This is a genomic window from Flavobacterium luteolum, assembly GCF_027111275.1.
GTDB lineage: Bacteria > Bacteroidota > Bacteroidia > Flavobacteriales > Flavobacteriaceae > Flavobacterium > Flavobacterium luteolum.
The window spans coordinates 1,860,916-1,881,552 of record NZ_CP114286.1 but is presented as its reverse complement, the minus strand read 5'-3'; the positions used below and the strand labels follow the sequence as shown (position 1 = coordinate 1,881,552).

The 20,637-nt window shown below is 35.1% G+C and carries 6 protein-coding genes; 3 read left to right on the top strand and 3 right to left on the bottom strand.

The features are described 5' to 3' along the window. Nucleotides 1-25 precede the first annotated feature (25 nt). Together OZP10_RS08075 and OZP10_RS08070 are read right to left on the bottom strand one after the other, a co-directional pair. On the bottom strand, nt 26-4,177 hold the full coding sequence (locus OZP10_RS08075; RefSeq protein ID WP_281634218.1) for a DUF8693 domain-containing protein: 4,152 nt from the start codon (nt 4,175-4,177) through the stop codon (nt 26-28). Between the two features lie 407 nt (nt 4,178-4,584). Next, entirely contained in the window at nt 4,585-5,067 is a 483-nt protein-coding gene (locus OZP10_RS08070) for a regulatory protein RecX (RefSeq protein ID WP_281634217.1), read from the bottom strand. A gap of 284 nt (nt 5,068-5,351) precedes the next feature. Between OZP10_RS08070 and OZP10_RS08065 the strand changes: the two genes are divergently transcribed. From OZP10_RS08065 to OZP10_RS08055, 3 genes are all read left to right on the top strand, one after another. Beyond that, entirely contained in the window at nt 5,352-10,433 is a 5,082-nt protein-coding gene (locus OZP10_RS08065) for a DUF8693 domain-containing protein (RefSeq protein WP_281634216.1), read from the top strand. Nucleotides 10,434-10,583: 150 nt separating this feature from the next. Then, the gene (locus OZP10_RS08060) at nt 10,584-14,426 is read left to right on the top strand and encodes a DUF8693 domain-containing protein (RefSeq protein ID WP_281634215.1); all 3,843 of its coding nucleotides are present in this window, start codon (nt 10,584-10,586) and stop codon (nt 14,424-14,426) included. A 440-nt stretch (nt 14,427-14,866) separates the two neighbouring features. After that, on the top strand, nt 14,867-19,702 hold the full coding sequence (locus tag OZP10_RS08055; protein WP_281634214.1) for a DUF8693 domain-containing protein: 4,836 nt from the start codon (nt 14,867-14,869) through the stop codon (nt 19,700-19,702). 43 nt (nt 19,703-19,745) lie between these two features. On the opposite strand, the gene OZP10_RS08050 is transcribed toward OZP10_RS08055, so the two are convergent. Continuing rightward, nucleotides 19,746-20,612 carry a cupin-like domain-containing protein gene (locus tag OZP10_RS08050; protein WP_281634213.1) on the bottom strand — a complete coding sequence of 289 codons (867 nt, stop codon included), beginning with the start codon at nt 20,610-20,612 and terminating at the stop codon, nt 19,746-19,748. Nucleotides 20,613-20,637: the final 25 nt, after the last annotated feature.

Here is a 20,637-nt window from a genome sequence, read left to right as displayed (position 1 = left end):
CCATCTATACGATGGGTTTTTGTTGTTAATTGAATATGATTTTCTTGGTAACTACATGATCATTTTCTAGAATTACTTTTACCAGTAAAACTTGATTGCTTGAATATAAGTTTGCTATTTCATATTCTTTTGCCTCAATCTTATTTTTGCTGTAAAGCAATTGTCCGCCGATTGAAAAGATTTTTACTTCTTTAATGTTTTCAGATCCGCTGGCTACATTTATTACTTTTGATTTTACAGCAACGAGTATTCCATCGGTTAGATTTTCAAAATCATCTGTGCCTAATGTTTTATTTGTGTAACGCAAGACAAAACGAGTTGTATTGCTCCCGATAGCAGTTTTAAATGTATAATTTTCTTTTCGTAAATCTATTATTTTGCCTAGAGCTTTATCCTCTAAATAGATTTCTTGAGTAGTAAAGAATCCGTCTGCGTGATCGATTGATATTGTAAGGTTGGTTTCAATCGTGCTTTTGTAGCCAAGAGAAACAATATCTGTATTATCAAATGGTAAGGCACGACCTTGAATCGTTAATTTTCTAGATTCACTGATGCTATAAAAGTCAATGTAAGAGTTGCCTCCTCTTGTCGTAGCATCATAATTATGATCTAAGCTATTAGTTGCTCCAGTTGCATATCCAACAAGCATTTGTTTGAAAGCACCTTCTGAATTGGTTAAATTTAGCCACAAACGATTTTTTTCTATTTTACTAGTGTTCTCACTAGTTTTAAAGAAAGAGGTGTTATTAGCCTTTACTCTTTGATCGTTCGTAAACAAAACAGAGCTTACTTTTGGTATAACAAAAAAACCTTGCCCCGCAGCAATGTAACCGTCAGGAGCGTGTCCTTTGGGAGACGGCTGAGTTTCGCCCATTAATGAAAAAACAGCAAAATCTGAACTATCATACGTATATGTGTTGGTTCCTTCGATTATTTTCGGTGGTGTATTGTGTGACCAGAAGTATAAAGGTCCTACGTCTCCATTGTCTCTAATGAATTGTTCGGCATCAATCGAAGACGGATATGGGTTTCCTAGTAAATTCAAGTTTCCAGCTACAAGCGGTACTGGGATATTTCCGTTATTTGGTGTTCCCGTAAATTTTGCAGTAAAATCTTTTGGAGTAGTAAGGTCGTATGGTTGTGGAGCTCTAATGCTGTATCCATTTCCAGCTTCCATTTTCTTTGCTCCATTATTATCAGGTATCCATGAGTTATTTGCAGGATTCCAATAATGAAATTTGTCATACAAAGTTTCTGGAGACAAATCATGCATTGATAGGCCAATTACAGGCGATGACCAGTATGTTACATCGTAACGAACGACATTAGTTGTTCTTTGTATTTCAAAAGCTTTTGAACTTCCTCCTGTAAACATATCTTTACTTGTGGAAGTTTGAAGCAATGATCCTCCATCTAAGATGAGTAGTTTTCCTTCTCCTAGAACATTTATATTTTCATCTACAGTCAATGTAACATCTTTTTTGACAGTTAATGTAGCCTTATCATTTATTGTACAAGAACAAACTGTAAGGTCTGAACTTAATTCTGTATTTGCTGTTATTACTAAAGAACTGCCATTTCCATTATTTGGAACATTTATAAAAATAACAGAAGATTTTGCAGCGGCTGCATTTTCTTTTAAACGTATTTCTATTTTGGTTTTACTGTTTAAAGTGAATATTTGCCCCTTATTAACTAATGTTGCTGTATCTGTGCTTCCTGTATTCTTGAAAACTTCAATACCGTCTACAAAAATTTGAAGATCATCATCTTGGTTTGCAACTTGTATTTGGTATTGACCGCATGCAAAACCTCTACGTTTAGAAACTACTGTAAAGTAATCATTAGGCATAGGTGCGCCCTGCCAGTTGTTTGCTGCATATGGAGATTTGGTTGTTGGCCAAAATGCTGTTGAGTTTGCATTTGGATTTGGATCTACATAATAACCTGCATATCCTGTTTTTTGTAATGTTAAATCATTGCCGTTGTATCCGTAAACATTCCAAACTTTGTCTCCAAATTGTGTAGGATCTCCTTTTGTTAAACCAAAAGAAAAAGAAGTTCTAGCATCTTCTTCTACTTCAAAATAATCTATAACAAAATCATAATCTTTGTTGGCTTCAAGTTTAAACAAAGTTGAGTTAATAGAATAATTTCCTCTGCCCCATCGTTCTAAAACCATTTTACCATCAATATACAATCTGATCGCATCATCTCCACCGACTGCAAAATTGTAAAGTCCAGCTTCAGATACTGAAGTGCGCATTCTATAACGTACCAAAAAAGAATCGATAGGCGGAGCTTCGCATGGAAAATTTGCAGTAACACCAGTAATGGCTTCTTTTTTAACATCTCTGTCAAAGTTTTTGTTTTCAGTGACTGTTCCAATATAAGTCGCAACTGACGTATTAGGGATTTCATTATAGCCAATAGCAGGAACTACATTTGTTGGAGTCCATTTGTATACATATCCAATCCATTCGTTTTTTCCAAATACAGCAGGATCTTGGGTTGGTGTGCATGGAATCAACTCATGAGCTCCCATATAAGGTTTTACTCTTGTATTGTTGTCAATGTCAGTTGGAACAATTGTAATTGGAGTTCCTACGAGTATTTTATTTGTGGAATTGCTAGCATCTAAATATAAGCTGTTGCTTACAAATAAAGGGTTTTCATTTTTAGAACTAGCATCTTTACTAGTTGCTTGTTTCCATTCGTCAAGAGTGGTTTTTTTATTTGTTGACGTGTAGTAGCTTCCGAAAGTGCCCACAAATTGTGAACTATAGTAATTGTTATAATCTAATGTTGGAAATTTTGAACGATCTGATGATTCTAGATAAATAGCAAAACGCTCGCTTCCTGAGGCTTGTGCATTTATAAATATATTATTTCTAATATCAAATCCAGAACCACTTCTTACATACAATGCAGAAGAACATCCGGTAGGCTGATTCGTAATAAGTTTTACGCTATTATGATACAATTTAACATCATTACCATCATAAATATAAATACCAAATGCATTTTGGCCACTTACACCGCCGCCTCCAGCTGAACTAACATCAAGTACAAAGTTGTTATATATTAATTGATTATTTCCTGTTGTGTAAATGCCACTAGCAGTTAAGGCTTTATCGGTGATGATAGAGCTAATTTTATTGTTAAATATCGAACCATTGTCTCCTTCTAATTTAATTCCTATTGCTCCAGTATTAGTTGAAGTTGTAAATAAATTAGAAACGATGTTTTGCGAAATGATAGCATTACTCCCTTTTACATAGATTGCATAAGCAGAACCATTACTCTTAAGGTTTTCCATATTTGAAACCGTATTGTTTGAAACGGTTCCATTATCGGCATTTTCTAAATATATTCCAGAATGACTAAGCGTGCCATCAAAATTTGAAGGAATTTTTATTCCGTCTAATGTATTTCCTGTTACCGTATAATCACTTACATTTAAAAGAGAGATCCCTAAAAATGCTTTTACATTGTTAGTCGTTGTAACTATTTTGTTGTTCAAAATTTTCCAACCACTATTGTTTTTGTTTTGACCTTTTACAACTATAGCTTGTTTAACGTTTGTAAAAGTTACATTTTGGATGGTATTATTAGCATTGTTTGCACTGTTGTCAAAGTTGTCGTCTGAAGCTAAAATACCTGTCGATATTGTTCCTATTTCAGGAGCTAGTGCATTTAACTCGATGGTTAAATTTTGAAATTTATTGTTTTCAGATTTTTTGTACAACCAAATACCAACTCGTTTGGCATATTTGTCATTACTGTCGTCAAGGTTGTTGTAGATTTTTAACTTGTTGTCGGCAACACTATTATTTCCGTCAATGATAATATTGTCGGCATTATTTAGTGTAATCAATCCGCCTTCGCGAACTTTTCCAGATATGATAATTTCTTTTTTATCATTTGGTTTTATAGTTACTGTATTTTGTTTTTTATTGGTGAATTTCTTGATTACAAGTTGAGAAGTTAAATTTTGATTTTCATCCAATAAGAACTGAACATTTCCGTCTATTCCCACATCATTCAATTTTGCAATTGCTTCTGTAAGATTTTTAAATTGTGAATCGGTTTTAGTTGAACTAATGACATAATTGCCATTCAATTGAGCAAATCCAAAAAAAGGTAACAATAAGAATAAAAGTAAAGTTTTTTTCATGCTAAATGTTTTCTATCAATTTGTTATGCGGGCATAGGACTTTTAAGTCCGCGCAAATATAGATACATCTACGAGCTAGATTTTACTAGGGTTTTCGGAACATCGATATAATCGATGAATTGGTAAAATAGTCGATGAAGTGCATTAAAAATTTTAATGTTCGATAAGTATTCCTATAAAACCTAAGAAATAATTATAAGAATAATCGCAAGTATCGGTGTTTTTTAAGACTGTTTTTTGAGATTTTAGACTAGAAAACGTCACATTTGGTATAAAATCTTCAAAAATAGAATAATTTATAACCAAAAGTTGTTGAGGGTTGTGTAGGTAATTTAAGATATTTTAAAAGGAAAATTAAAAGGATTTGAAAAATAGAAAAAGCGGCTTTTTTAAAATGTTATGATAAATTAGATTTCTTCTAGTTCTTTAGCTTTTTCATAAACCAGATTACTTTCGTAACCTCTGCGAAGCATATAGTCGCAGAACTTTTTGCGTTTTTTAAGCTGATTGTTTTCCGAAATACTATTCCAGCATCTTTCTGATAGATTTTCGAAGGTCTCAAAATATTCTTCTGTAGAAATTTCTTTTAAAGCCAGAATAATATTTGTTGATGAAATATTTCTTGCTTTCAGTTCGTTGGTGATTCTAATTTTTCCCCAATGTTTGATTCGGTGTTTGCCTCTCGCAAAGCTACAGGCAAAACGGGTTTCGTTTAAAAAATTCCCTTCTATAAGCTGTACGATAATGCTGTCAATCTCTTCAGAAGTCATTTTTAGGCTGTATAATTTGGCTGTTACCTCGTCATGGCAACGCTCTTGATAGGCACAAAAATGTTCTAATTTTTGTAAAGCTTCTTTGAGAGTAAAAGTGATTTTCGTCGGCTTTTTCATGCATTTTAACGTTTAAATTGATTTGTGCTCAATTAGTTATAAAAAAATTCTAAAATTTGTTAATATATTATGAAAAGAAATAAATTATAACCTTGTGTATTAGGCTAATTTAAATATTTTTGTACGGAATTTTAACAGTTTTTATATTCTGGTAAAAGTCAAAAATTTAACATTTAGTTTCCATTAAAATACCAAAATGAACATTTATTTTTTTTGAAAATATAATGCCATTTTTTGCTTTATAGCAAACCAAAAACAAATTTAAAATAAATACCTACTAACATATGATGAGAAAATTACTTTACTCGTTTTTATTTTTTATTTATACCAAATCTTTACCCCAAAGATTGTTTATTCCAAATTTAAGATTGCTTTGTGTTGGGATGTTTTTTGTGGTTTCTTTTGCTAACGCGGCGACAATAATAAGTACTGCATCTGGGGGAAATTGGAATTTACCATCAACTTGGTCTGGAGGAGTTGTTCCTTTGCCTACAGATATTGTTGTTATTGCTAGTGGCGCTAATGTTTTTACTAGTGGAAACCAGACATGCGCGGGAATAACAATAACAGGAAGACTTACAATGGTTAATAATGAAACTCTTACTGTCAATGGAAATGTCGCAGGTGGCGGAAATTGGACCACAGGATCAGGATCAATGATTATTTCTCTTACAGGAAATTGGTCATTTACTGGTACGTCTAGTGGTGGTGGTGCGACTGCCGTTTTTACTGGGACAAATAATCAAACTTTAACAGGTAGAATAACATCTTCAAATGGTTCTGGAGAGTTAAGAATTAATAAAACAGGGGGATCTGTTGTTCTTGGAAACGCCATTAATATACAGACATTTACTAATAACTTGGGTACATTTGATGCCGCAACATATCTTTTAACAGCTGGAGTAAATAATTTAATAGCAGGTACATTACGTGTGGGCGCAACAACTTGGGGAGGAAATTATTCTTTTACGCCTGCTTCATTTCCATCAGGATTTACGATTGAATATGATAGATCAAATGACCAAACTGTACGTGCGGCAACATATAGTAATTTAATTCTTTCAGGTGGTGGTACAAAAACATTTGGTACAACGCCAATAAATATAACTAATAATCTGTCAATTACTTGGGGTGTAGTAGCTAATTTGAGTAATAATGTTACCCATACAGCAGGGAGCTTGACTTTAGGTGGGCATAGTCAAAATTCCGGTTATTGGGGAGGAAGAAATGGTAACTCTGTAAATTATAAAAGTGAATATTATTTTGGTACTACTGCAACGGGAAGGGTTAATGTAGGTGCTAGTTGTAATGAGGTAGCGGTAGCGACTATAAGTGCTTCATCTACCTTAATTTGTAAAGGAGCAGGTGTAACATTTACGGCGACAGCAAGCAATCAAGTATCACCTTCTTATCAGTGGAAAGTAAATGGTGTTAATGCTGGAACAAATAGCGTTACTTTTACGAGTACTACTTTAAATGATAATGATAAAGTAACTTGTGTAGTAACATCTGGGGCAGCACCATGTTTGCCTTCTGGAAGTACAGTGACTTCAAATGAAATTACGATGTCTGTATCTACAATTACAGCAAGTGCATCTCCTACCACCATTGCAAGTGGAGGAACTACAAATCTGACTTCGTCAGCGACTCCAGCTTCCTATACAGCAACTTTATTAAATCAAGATTTCAATAGTACAAATCCAGGTTGGGCAGTTTCTGGAAATACAGGTAGTGTCGCGTGGACATTGAAACCAGATGGATATTTTTATGAATATACTAGTACTGGTAATTATGAGCCTTTTACTTTTCGCTCTAATGATAACACCCAGTTTTATCTTTCAAATAGCGCTACGCAAGATGCTAATATTATCACTTATTTAACTTCTCCTGTGATACCAATTACAGGGTATACTGGTTTATCGTTAGAATTTTATCATTATTATTACAGCTGGTCAGGTGATTCCGCGGTTATTGAAGTTTCGACAAATGGAGGGACATCTTGGACGTCTGTTCAAACTTTTAATACAACACAGGGAACTGAGAATAAATTTGAAAAAGTAACAATACCATTAAATACTTTTGCTAATGGCACTAATACAGGGATTACTGTTAGATTTAAATATACAGCATCTTTTGATTGGTTTTGGGCTATAGATAATGTTAAAGTAACAGGAACGAAGCCTGTAACATATACATATAATTGGACTGCCACACCTTCTGGAACAACTGCAGGATTGTCTGCTACTAATGTAGCGAATCCGACAGCTACTCCTACACAAACTACAAGTTATTTTGCAACAGCTACAAATTCAGCAAATAGTTGTACAGTATCTTCGTCACCTGTTGTGGTTACAGTTACTCCTGTAATAAATAGCTTTAGTCCAACTTCTGCATGTCCAGGAACTAATGTAGTAATAACGGGAAGTGCCTTTAATGGAGCTACAGCAGTAACTTTTAATGGAGTTAGTTCTACTTTTACAGTAGATAGTAATACGCAAATTACAGCTACTGTACCTTCTACGGCTACTACTGGTACAATTTCTATTACAACACCGAGTGGTTCAGTAACTAGTACCGCCACTCTTACAGTAAATACTTCACCATCAATAGGTACGCAACCCTCAGCATCTGCTATCTGCTCTGGAAGCAATACCACATTTGGGGTTGTTGCATCTGGGACTGGATTGATCTACAAATGGCAGTTTAGCACTAATGGTACTAATTTTAATGATTTAGCAAACGGTGGGGTTTATTCTAATGTAGGAACTGCTACAATGACAATAACAGGAGCAACAGCTGGGATGAATAATTATCAATACCGTGTTGTGATTAATGGCACTTGCGGATCAGTAACTTCAAATGCTGCTACCCTTACATTAAATACAGGACCGTCAATAAGTGCACAACCGTCAGGAACTGCAATCTGTGCAGGAAGTGATACCACATTTGGAGTTGTTGCCTCTGGAACTGGATTGATTTACAAATGGCAGTTTAGCACTGATGGGACTAATTTTAATGATTTGTCAAACGGTGGGGTTTATTCTAATGTAGGAACTGCTACTATGGTAATAACAGGAGCGACAGCAGGGATTAATAGCTACCGATATCGAGTTCTAATTACCGGCACATGCGGATCAGTAACTTCAAATGCGGCTACCCTAACAGTAAATACATCACCGTCAATAGGTATGCAACCCTCAGCATCTGCTATCTGCTCTGGAAGCAACACCACATTTGGAGTTGTTGCCTCTGGAACTGGATTGATCTACAAATGGCAGTTTAGCACTGATGGGACTAATTTTAATGATTTGTCAAACGGTGGGGTTTATTCTAATGTAGGAACCGCTACTATGGCAATAACAGGAGCGACAGCAGGGATTAATAACTATCAATATCGAGTTCTGATTACCGGCACATGCGGATCAGTAACTTCAAATGTAGCTGTTCTTACCGTAAAACCAACACCAACCGCTCCATTAACTTCACAGGTCAACGTATCTTGTGGCGGTTTAGGAAGTATAACATTAAGTAGTTTGCCAACAAACAATTGGAAAGTTTATCTAAATGATCAATCAGGTGCGCATCAATATAATCGTCAAAATACAGAAACAGATTTGACTATTAACAATTTACCAGTAGGAACATATAATTTTACTGTTGAAGATGTTACTTCAACTTGTATCTCAAGTGTGGCATCTGTTGAGATAATAGATATTACTACAAATACAACTTGGAATGGTTCGGCATGGTCAAATGGTGCACCAGATGGAAGCAAAAGTGTTACAATTTCTTCAGTTTTGCCAAATCAGCCATTTCCTAAACCAGTACCTTCATCTCCAATTAGTTTTACAGCTTGTTCTTTAACAATTAGCGCTACAGATGGAGATGTAATTATTCCATCCGAAATGACTTTAACCGTTACAAACGGTATAACAAGTAATGGTAAATTGGTATTTGAAAGTGGTTCAAGTTTACTGCAAGGATCAAGCGCTGTAAACTCCGGAAGTATTTCTTATAAAAGAAAAGTTGATTTGACCCGTTACGATGTAGTTTATTGGGGATCACCAGTAACTGATGCAAATATGACCATGGCTAAGTTTTCTCCAAACACTTTGTGGGATAAATATCATTATTGGGATGCTGCTAATGGACAATGGATTCTTAATAGCTTCGGTACAAAAGTTATGAAAGAGGGAGAAGGTTATAGTATCAGAGCCCCACAAAATTTTAGCTTAACAATCCCAGACACATTTGAAGGTATATTTGTTGGAGAGCCAAACAATGGAGATTTATCAGTTCCTGTATTAGAAAATAAATTAAACTTGATAGGTAATCCGTACCCTTCTCCAATAAGCGCAAAAGAGTTGATGCTGGCAAATAAAACCCAATTAGGATCATTATATTTTTGGTCACACAATTCGCCTCCGCAAATTATTCCAGGAACTAATACTTTCCAGTACATAAGTTCAGATTTTGTGGTTTTTAATGGAACAGGTTCGACAAGAGTAAATGATGATCCTGCTACAGAATTTAAAGGTTTTATTGGGGCAGGACAAGCTTTTTTTACAATATCGCCTGCAGGTGCAACGGCAATTAAATTTAATAATGATCTTCGTAAAGCAAGCTCACAGAATACACAATTTTATAAACCAAGTGAAGCCAGTAAAACTGAAAGTAACCGTCTTTGGCTGAATATCGCAAACTCACAGGGTGCTTTTAAACAGATATTAATTGGATATGTTGAAGGAGCGACTAATGGTATTGATTTCAGTTATGACGCTACGACAAGAGGAGGTACTGCTTATATTGATTTTTATAGTATCAGTGAATCTAGAAAATTAACGATTCAAGGTCGTGCACTTCCTTTTGATGATACAGACGTAGTTCCTTTAGGTTATAAGAGTGGTGTTGATGATAAAGGTGACCGTAACTTCACGATTTCTATTGATCATGCAGACGGATTCTTTGCTACCCAAGCTGTATACTTAGAAGATAAAGCTCTAGGTAAAATAATAGATTTGCGAAAAGAGAATTATACTTTCTTTAGTTTAGCAGGAAGCAATTCAACTCGTTTTTCGATTCGTTATACAAATAAAACCTTAGGGACAGATGATTTTGAAAATCTTGAGAATACGGTTTTAGTTTCAGTGAAAGACAAAGCAGTGAATATTACATCATCTAAAGAAACGATTAAAGAAGTAAATGTTTACAATGTTGGAGCGCAGTTGTTATATAGTAATAACAAAGTGAATGCTTCAGACTTGCAAATTAAAAACTTACATTCTAGTGATCAAGTATTATTGGTAAAAATAATCTTAGAAAATGGACATACCTTTACTAAAAAAGTTATTTTTTCTAATCTGTAAAATAATATAACGTCATATTTAAAAGCCCATTCTTTTATGAATGGGCTTTTTTTTCTGCTTAAAATATCCCTAAATCTTGGTATTGTGCGTATTGTTTTAACTTTGTAATTTTAGCTTAATTCTTACAAAATTAACTTTAATTATACTGTTTTGATTAAAAATTTATTTTATTCTTTAATTTCACTTTTGCTCATTCCTGGTTCTAGCCTTTTTGCACAACAGGGTAAAGTCGATCGCACTTTTAATGTATTTGATGATGGACAAAACGGAGACGGTTTTAACGGAGCTGTGCGGACTCTTCTTTTACAAAAAAATGGAAGCTTAATTGTTGGAGGTGATTACCTCAGTTTAAACGGATTCCCAGTCTCTTATCTTACGCGTTTAAATCCTAACGGATCTATTGATGAAAGTTTTAATACAGGTACAGGTTTTAATGGCAAAATTTACGCATCATATTTACAGCCAGACGGTAAAATTATCTTAGGAGGAAATTTTACAATGTATAACGGAATTAATGCGGGAAGACTTATTCGTCTCAATCCTGATGGATCTTATGATCCAACTTTTAATACTACGGTAGGAGCGACAACAGGAATTGTCTATGACATTACAATGCAGTCAGAGGGGAAAATAATAATTGTTGGAAGCTTTTCAAAATATACAAATTCAACAGTGAATCGAGTGGCTCGTTTGTTTCCAAACGGAACACTCGATTCTTCATTTTTGACTGGTTCTGGTTCAACTTTAAATATTACTCATGTTAAGATATCAGATGAAGAAAAAGTCATTCTTACAGGAAATTTTATTACGTTTAATGGAATTTCGGCAAATAGAATTGTACGCTTAAATAGTAATGGCAGTTTCGATTTTACTTTTAATTGTGGAGATGGGTTTAATGATGATGTTAACGCCATCGCATTGCAATCTGATGGAAAAATCGTATTAGGAGGAAATTTTACCACATTTAATAATGCTGTTGCCAACCGTCTTATTCGATTAAATATAGATGGTACAAAAGACGAAAGTTTTCAGACAGGATCAGGTTTTAGTAAAGAAGGAGTTCAAACCTTAAAAATAGATTTAAACGGAGATTTAATGGTAGGAGGATCTTTTACAGGTTTATACAATAGCAACGATGTCAATAGACTAGTTTTTCTAAATTCGGATGGAACCGTAAAATCAAATTTTGATATTGGCTCTGGGCCTGCTTCTGCATCTGTTTTATGTCTAGAATTTGACGAAGAAGGTTCTTGGTTTGTGGGAGGATCTTTTTATGTGTTTAATGGACTAAATCAAGGCAGATTGGCTAAAATTAATAACGAAGGCGAACACGATATTGGTTATTTGTCATCGGGAATAGGTTTTGATAATTCTGTTTTGAGTCTTTTACCACTTCCAAATCAAAAAACAATTGTTAGCGGTAATTTCAATAAATTCAATGGCGTACCAGTTTCAAGAATAACTTGTCTGTTAGAAGATGGTTCTCTTGATCCGTCCTTTAATGCTGGAAGATCTGGTGCAAATAACTTAGTAAAAACAATATCCTTACAGACTGATGGGAAAGCAATTATTGGAGGAAATTTTACAAAGTATAATGATATAAACAGCAACAGGATTGTTAGAATTTTATCTAATGGAGAAATCGATAATTCATTTAATAGCGGAGACGGCTTTAATTCTCAAGTCTATGCGTTGGCAATTCAGAATGACCAAAAAATAATTGTTGCAGGTGCATTCACAAAATACAATGGTACAAGTTTGAATAGGATTGTGAGACTTCTTCCGGATGGCTCAAAAGACACTAGTTTTAATACTGGTTTGGGTGCCGATGGAACTATTGAAGCAATAGTGATACAATCTGATGGAAAGATTCTTCTTGGCGGGCATTTTAAAACTTTTAATGCACAGTCTTTTTCTGGTTTAGTTCGTCTAAATTCTGATGGCAGTATTGATTCTAGCTTTAATATTCAAAATGGTTTTGATAAATATGTTTATGCATTGGCACTCCAATCAAATAATAAGATTATTGTTGGAGGAACATTTTTAACTTTTAATGGTATTCCTGAAAAAAGAATAGTTCGGTTAAATAGTGATGGAAGCCTTGACACGGCATTTGAATCTGGAACTGGTTTTAGTAAAGGAGATGTCCGTTCAATTTTAGTACAGCCAGATGATCGAATTTTGGTTGGAGGATCTTTTTCGGGAACATACAGTAATACAGCATCTTCCAGACTTATTAGGTTGATGCCTTCTGGAGTTTTTGATAATTCTTTTACTGCGCCTTTGAATAACACCCTGTTTGATATGAAATTTAGTGCAGATTATAAATTGTTTATTGGAGGTAATTTTAATTCAGTTGCAGGTATTTCAAAACATAGAGTCGCTCGTTTAAAACTTTGTGTAAATACTACAGTTTGGAATGGGAATATATGGTCAAATGGTCCACCTTCAGTAGGAAAAGATGTGTATTTTAAAGAGAATTTCCCGCAACTAACCAGTACTACTATTTGCGGTTGCAATATTGATCAAGGTAAGACCGTGACCTTGTTAGAAAAAAATACTCTCGCAGTAGAGTTTGCATATACTGGTTCTGGAACTTTAGTATTAGAAGATGCAGCAAGTTTATATCAGTCAGATGATGATATGGTAAATACAGGAATTATTCATTTAATAAGAAAAACAAAACCGGTAATCCGTTATGATATGACCTATTGGTCTTCGCCCGTTGATAAGCAAACAATGAAAGATTTTTCACCAGATACTCTTGGAGATAAATACTACTGGCATGACCCAATTTCTAACTGGATAACAGATTTTAATGGAACCATGGATATGGTTCCTGGGCAAGGTTACTGTATAAGAGCTCCGCAAAATTATTCAATTACTGATCGTACAATATTTGAGGGAACTTTTAAAGGAATTCCGAACAATGGTAAAGTAGATGCTGAGTTTAAAGTAGTGAACAGCCTTTATTTGATAGGAAACCCATATCCTTCCGCTATAAATGCAGATCTTTTTATAAAAAACAATTCTTCGAAAATACAGGGCGCTCTTTATTTTTGGACGCATAATACACCTCCTTCCAATGGCAAATATTCAGCAGATGACTGCGTAGTATATAATCTTTTAGGTGGTGTTGGAATAAGTTCTTCTTTAAATTCAGAAAACTATACTACAACTCCAGATGGTACAATAGCTTCTGGGCAAGGTTTTTTTGTGCGAAGTAAAGCAGTAGGTTTTATTGAGTTTAATAATAATATGAGAATCAAAGCTCATAATAGTTCTTTTTTTAGACCTAGTTCTCAAAGTGAGCTCAAAAACGAGAAATTTCGATTTTGGCTTAATCTCCATAATGGGAAAAATGCCCTAAAACAAATTTTATTGGGCTATGACAAAGAAGCTTCCAACTCTGTCGACTATTATGATGCAGTATCTCTCAGTTCAAGTCAAGAAATTGATTTTTACAGCATTTTAGAGAATAAAAAATTGGTAATTCAAGGAAGAGCAATGCCATGGACAGAAAATGATTCTATTAATTTGGGATTTAAAACCACTACCAAAACGACTTTAAATTTAGAGATTGACCACCAAGATCCATTATTTGATGAAATCAGTATTTTTTTAGTGGATAGAACGCTAAATAGATGTCATAATCTTTCCGAAAGTCCATATCAATTTGATTCTGAAGCAGGAACTTTTAACAATCGGTTTTCAATAATTTATGCCAATAAAAATTTAGGAAATACAACTTTTGAAGACATTTCTAAGAGCATTTTAATATCAAATAAAAATCATATGATAAATATTGAATCGTTCGATGAAAGGATCAATGAGGTTATAATTTTTGATATTTCAGGAAATGAATTATACAAAAAGAATCAGCTTGAAAGTAAAAAAATATCAATTCAAAATTTGTTCTCTTCGCACCAAGTTTTATTAGTAAAAGTCATTTTTGAAAATGGAAAATCTGTTTCTAAAAAAGTGGTTTTTTAAAAGAAACAGTAAATAATCTATTGTAAATCCTCTGTGTAAAAAGCTGAGGATTTTTTTTGTATATAATTGTTAATGAATTACTTAGTTTAAAATTAACAGTTTTTTCCTATTTTATATATTTTCTGGCGCAAACGTGTTAAAATTAAGAGGTTAGTATTGTAAGGATGATTTTAATGTAAATAAAATCGTACCTTGTTTAGGGTTTTAATCGATTAAATACAAATTAATTCGATTAAATACTATTTCCTTATAAGCCTTTTCCAATATATTTTTTTCTTAAAAAGCGAAAGCTTTAAAACGGTCATTTTATAAGCCTTTATTATTTGTGACTCTATAAAAAGCATAGCCTAAAATATGCTTTAAGCTATTAAGCCTCCCAGATTTCGCAATTAATCTTTTTTGAGTTTGAATTTATTTTTCAATTACTAAAATGCCACAAGATGAAAAAAAATTTACTTACGGTGCTGAGTTTCTTCAGCTTTTCAACTTTAGTAACTTATATTAGAAAACCCTTAGAATTTAGTTGGAAATTTAAAATCATAATGGTTTTGGTTTTATCATTTTTTTATACTTCTTCAAAAGCACAAACTTTAGTGCATGCAGTTCCTTCTAGTAATGCTTCTTTTCCTCTTCCAGCAGGGATGGATGTTGTTACTGTAGAAGCTTGGGGAGGTGGAGGTGCAGGGGGAGCCGCTTTTGCGGGCTCAGGATGGGGAAGAGGTGCTCCTGGCGGCGGCGGCGGGGCTTATGCTTTAGGAAATATTACAGGAATAACAGCATCAACTTTAAATGTTGTTGTTGGTACTCCCGGTGCGGGAGGAACAGGTAATGGAGCCAATGGTGGACCATCTTTTATAACAGGTTTTTCTGGAGTTTTTTACGCGCCAGGAGGAGCTGGTGGTGTTGCCAATCTTCCAACTACAGGAGATAATCCTCCTGTTGCAACGCCTTCCACTACAGGTGCTAAAGGAAGTATTACAGCGACAAATGGAGGAGCTTCGGGAACAGGGTATAATAGTTTGCTTAATTTAGCTCTTTCATCTGGAAATGGTGGAGATGCAGCCAATCTTGGCCCGCAAAAAGGAGGAAAAGGAGGGGTTGGTTATTCTAGTCTTTTAGGAGCAAATGGTGCGGGGAAGCCTGGACAGGAATATGGAGGAGGAGGTTCAGGAGCGGCTAGTTCTTTACCTTTAATAGGGTCACCAACTTTATATAACGGAGGAAGTGGTGCAAAAGGTTATGTTAGCATTACTTATACTTGTAAAGCGTATAGTTTTACCTCAATATCAGCACCAAATGTTTGCACGACAACAGGGACAACTTCACAGGTACAACTTACCGGCACATCAGCAAGTTTGCCTGCGGGGACATATACAGTAAACTACAGTACAAGTAGTCCATCGGCTACATTGACTGCTTCAATGGAAGTTCCGTTTCCAGGAGGTTCAGGAAATTTCACTGCTACTGGTCTAAATCTTTTAGGCCCAAGTAGAATAACAGTTAATTCTTTAACTTCTGTAGATTGTGTTTCTTCATTTTCTTCAAACAATTATGTAGATATTGTAGTTGGCGCACCACCAACATTGACATTGAATGCGACAACTGCAGTATGTGCGAGTACAAGTTTGCAAAGTACCACATTGCCGTATAGTAACGCTACCAATTCTCCTTCTACTTATAGCATAACTTGGAATGCAAGTCCAACAAATAGTTTTTTGCCAGTTGCAAATGCAGCTTTGCCGGCAAGCCCAATCAATATTTCAATACCTGCCAATACATCACAGGGTACTTATACAGGAAATTTAACGGTGAAAAATGCGGCAGGCTGTACATCAATAGTATATAATTTTACTGTTACAGTAAATCCGTTACCAGCAATTACATTAGGCAGTATAGCTGGAGTTTGTACAAGCGCTGCTCTACAAAATGTAACATTGCCTTATACAGCTCCCGCCAATTCACCAACAACCTATAGTATTACTTGGGGTGCAAATCCGCCTAATAACTTTGGGACAATTACAAATGCAAATTTAACAGCCAGTCCAATAAGTATTGCCGTTCCAGCGGGAACAGCAGCGGGAACTTATACAGGAACCTTAACGGTAAAAAACGCGAATGGATGTACTTCGACACCAAGTAATTTTACAGTATCCGTAAATTCATTACCATCAGTCACACTTGGAACTGCAAGTTCGGTTTGTTTTAATGTTGCAGCTCAGACCTCTAATTTAAGCTATAGCGCTCCCGCCAATTCGCCAGCATCTTACAGCATTGTCTGGAACACGAGCCCTACGAATAATTTTTTGGCAGTTACAGATGCCGTTTTAACCGCTAGTCCAATAAGTATTGCCGTTCCAGCGGGAACAGCAGCGGGAACTTATACAGGAACCTTAACGGTAAAAAACGCGAATGGATGTACTTCGACACCAAGTAATTTTACAGTATCCGTAAATTCATTACCATCAGTCATACTTGGAACAGCTAGCGCGGTTTGTTTTAATGCTGCATCTCAGACCTCTAATTTAAGCTATAGCGCACCGGCCAATTCGCCAGCATCTTACAGCATTGTCTGGAACACGAGCCCTACGAATAATTTTTTGGCAGTTACAGATGCCGTTTTAACCGCTAGTCCAATAAGTATTGCCGTTCCAGCAGGAACAGCAGCGGGAACTTATACAGGAACTTTAACGGTAAAAAATACGAATGGATGTATTTCGACACCAAGTAATTTTACAGTAACCGTTAATTCGTCTCCAACAATTGCAACTTCAGGAAATTTAACTCCAGTTTGCCAAAATGCATTAGCGCAAACAGCATCTTTGCCATATTCTGCCACAGCTGGTTCACCTATTAGCTATTCAATAGATTGGGCAATTTTAAATGATCAAACTACTACCTCTTTTTCTTTTGATTCTGCGGGAGGAAATGTAAATAATATTAGTGTTCCTGCTAATGCAGCAGCTGGAACTTATAGTGGAGTAATGACAATTTTCACATCAAATGGATGTCAAACGACACAAGCAATTTCACTAACAATTAACAGTCTTCCAACTATAAGCACATCAGGAGTCTTTACTCCGGTTTGTCAGAGTTCATTGGCGCAGACTACTACATTAAATTATAATTCGACAACAGGATCTCCAACGAATTATGCAATTGACTGGGTTGTTTTAACCGATCAAGGCACAACACCATTTCCTTTTAGTTCGGGATCAGGAGAAATTGTCAATATAAATGTTCCAGCAAATACCGCAGCAGGAACTTATAATGGGATCATGACAATTACAACTTCTAATGGCTGCCCAGTAAGTCAGGCAGTTTCTTTAACAGTAAATCCGGTTGTAACTGCACCCGTAGCTTCTGTTACCCAACTTCCAACTTGTGTAAATAATACAGGGATAATAACAGTAACTTCTCCAGCTTCAGGAACTGGATATACTTATAGTATCGATGGAGTAGATTTTAGTAATACTTCAGGAGTATTTACAGGTTTATCTTCAGGAGGTTATAATGTGCAAGTAAAAAATAATACATCAGGATGCGAATCACAACCAACACCCGTCACGATAAATGCTTTTGTGACTAAAGCATGGAATGGAAGTGTTGATGCCAATTGGGCAAACCCCGCTAACTGGACACCTACAGGAGTTCCTATTGCAACAGATTGTATAGATATTCCAGATGTAGGTATTGATCCGATAATTTCTGGAACAAACGGAAGTTTTTTTGCTAGCAGATTAACGATTCAGAGTAATGGTTCTTTGATTGTGGAAAGCACCAATACAATTACGGTAACCAATGAAGTGAATGTGTTAGGTAATGGAGTTTTTGTCTTTGAAAATAATTCAAGTTTGGTGCAAGTTTCAGATGTGGCGAATTTTGGAAATATTACCTATAAAAGAAATACAACTCCTGTAAGACGTTATGATGTTACCTATTGGTCTTCTCCAGTAACCCGTGATCCAGCATTTACATTACATGATTTATCTCCGAATACGCTGTGGGACAAATTTCACAGATATGATTCATCTGTTGGATGGATATTAATTGATAATGGAGCAGGAGAAATGGTAAAGGGAAATGGTTATAGTATTAGAGCTCCTCAATCTTATGATTTGAATAATGCTCAAGTTTTTGGTGGAGAATTCGTTGGTGTACCAAATAATGGAACTATTTCAGGACCAACAACTGTAGCTGGAAAATTAGTTTTTCTAGGAAATCCATATCCTTCAGCGATTTATGCGGATCAATTTATTCATGACAATGCAGATCGTTTGTACGGGACATTGTATTTTTGGACACATAATAGCCTTCCTACTCAGATACCAGGCAGTAATACCTTTACTTACACTAGCACAGATTTTGCCTATTACAATTTATCAGGACAGGTAGATGTAGGACAAATGGAAGGAACAGGGGCGTCGTCTCCAGGAAATCAAGTTCCGCCAGGAGGATATATTGCTTCGGGACAAGGTTTTTTTGCTAAAACTTTAACGGGTCAGAGCGTTGTCTATACCAATTCGATGCGTGTTGCTAGTTTTAACAGTCAGTTTTTTAAATCTAAAGCTGATACTGATGAAGAAAAACATCGTGTCTGGTTGAATTTGACAAATACACAAGGAGCGTTTAAGCAATTACTTATCGGGTATATAACTGGCGCCACTAACTCGTGGGATAATAGTTACGATGCAACGACAATGAACGCCAATCCGTATCTTGATTTTTATAGTATAAATGAAGGTAAAAAACTTGTTATCCAAGGAAGAGCCGTACCTTTTGTTGTTTCCGATACGATACCTTTAGGATATAAATCGACAATTCCAGAAGGTAATTTTACAATGTCGATAGATCATACAGATGGGAATTTAAGTACTCAGGATATTTACCTGCAAGACAATGTAACAAAGACTATTCACAATCTTAAAACGGGGAGCTATACCTTTACATCGGCACCAGGAACTTTCCTTAATCGTTTTGTATTACGATATACAAATAAGGATGATAAACCGCTTGGTAATGAGGATTTTGATAATCAGAATCAGCAGATAGTTGTTTCTGTTAAGGATAAAAATATCAGATTGCAATCTATTTCAGACCAGGAAAATCTTCAAGAAGCTGCTATTTATGATGCAGGGGGTACATTATTATACCTTAAAAAACAAATTGGAAACAAAGAATGGCTTATAACAAACTTTCAATCGGGACCTCAAGTATTATTCGTCAAAATGACTTTAGATAACGGAAAAACGGTTACAAGGAAAATAGTATTCAGATAAAATGAAAAGCGGTTGAGGTTTTAAAATCTCAACCGCTTTTTTATTAAAGGGTACGCTGTAAATTTTGATGCGTATTTTTAACAGCTTTTTCGTTTTTATAGTCAATCCACTTTTGTCCCTGAATTTTTCGCATCATAATATCAAAATGACGCATAATAAAAACATTATATGCAGCTTTAGATAAATTGACAATGTTTTTTGGAAAAGAGCGTAGACTCATTGAAAATCCTGGTGTTAGATATTTCATATAATGCCAATATCCCTCTGGCATGTACAGCATTTCGCCATGTTTTAAGTTAGTGATATAACCTTCAACATTTTTGAGTGCTGGAAATTTTTCATAATCCGGATTATCAAAATCAATATCTTCTCTCGAAATTAAGGCATGAGGAACTTTATACATAAATTTAGACTGATCTGGAGGAAAAATCATGCATTGCTTTTCGCCATGAAAATGGAAATGAAGAATGTTCGAGTAGTCAATATCATAATGCATAAAAACTCTCGAATTTTCTCCTCCAAAAAACAGCATTGGCATTTGCTTCACTAATTTCAACCCAATATCGGGCCATAAAAAGTCGTTTTTTAATGAAGGAACCTCTTTCATTAGATTATAAAGAAAAATACGGTAATTGGTAGGTTTTTCTTCTAATAAGTCGATGTACTCACTCATTTTCATGGTGGTATGCGCTTCGTTAAATCCGTCTTCGTGGTTTACAGGTCTGTCGTCGTATAAAGGAACGATTGAATTTCCTGCGATTTCTTTTATATAAGATAATTTCCATTTGTTATAAGCTGGCCAGTCTTCGGTCAATTGTTCAATAACAACAGGAATTTGTTTTTTTACATAATGGGAAACAAAATCTTCTTTGGAGATTTTTTTAACCCTTTCTATTTGTTTTAACTTCATTTTATTAAATAAAAAAATTGCTTAT

What these genes read in the sequence shown, in the direction of transcription:
- OZP10_RS08075 (WP_281634218.1), bottom strand. Translation starts at nt 4,177, where the DNA reads ATGAAAAAAACTTTACTTTTATTCTTATTGTTACCTTTTTTTGGATTT.
- OZP10_RS08070 (WP_281634217.1), bottom strand. Translation starts at nt 5,067, where the DNA reads ATGAAAAAGCCGACGAAAATCACTTTTACTCTCAAAGAAGCTTTACAA.
- OZP10_RS08065 (WP_281634216.1), top strand. Translation starts at nt 5,352, where the DNA reads ATGATGAGAAAATTACTTTACTCGTTTTTATTTTTTATTTATACCAAA.
- OZP10_RS08055 (WP_281634214.1), top strand. Translation starts at nt 14,867, where the DNA reads ATGAAAAAAAATTTACTTACGGTGCTGAGTTTCTTCAGCTTTTCAACT.
- OZP10_RS08050 (WP_281634213.1), bottom strand. Translation starts at nt 20,612, where the DNA reads ATGAAGTTAAAACAAATAGAAAGGGTTAAAAAAATCTCCAAAGAAGAT.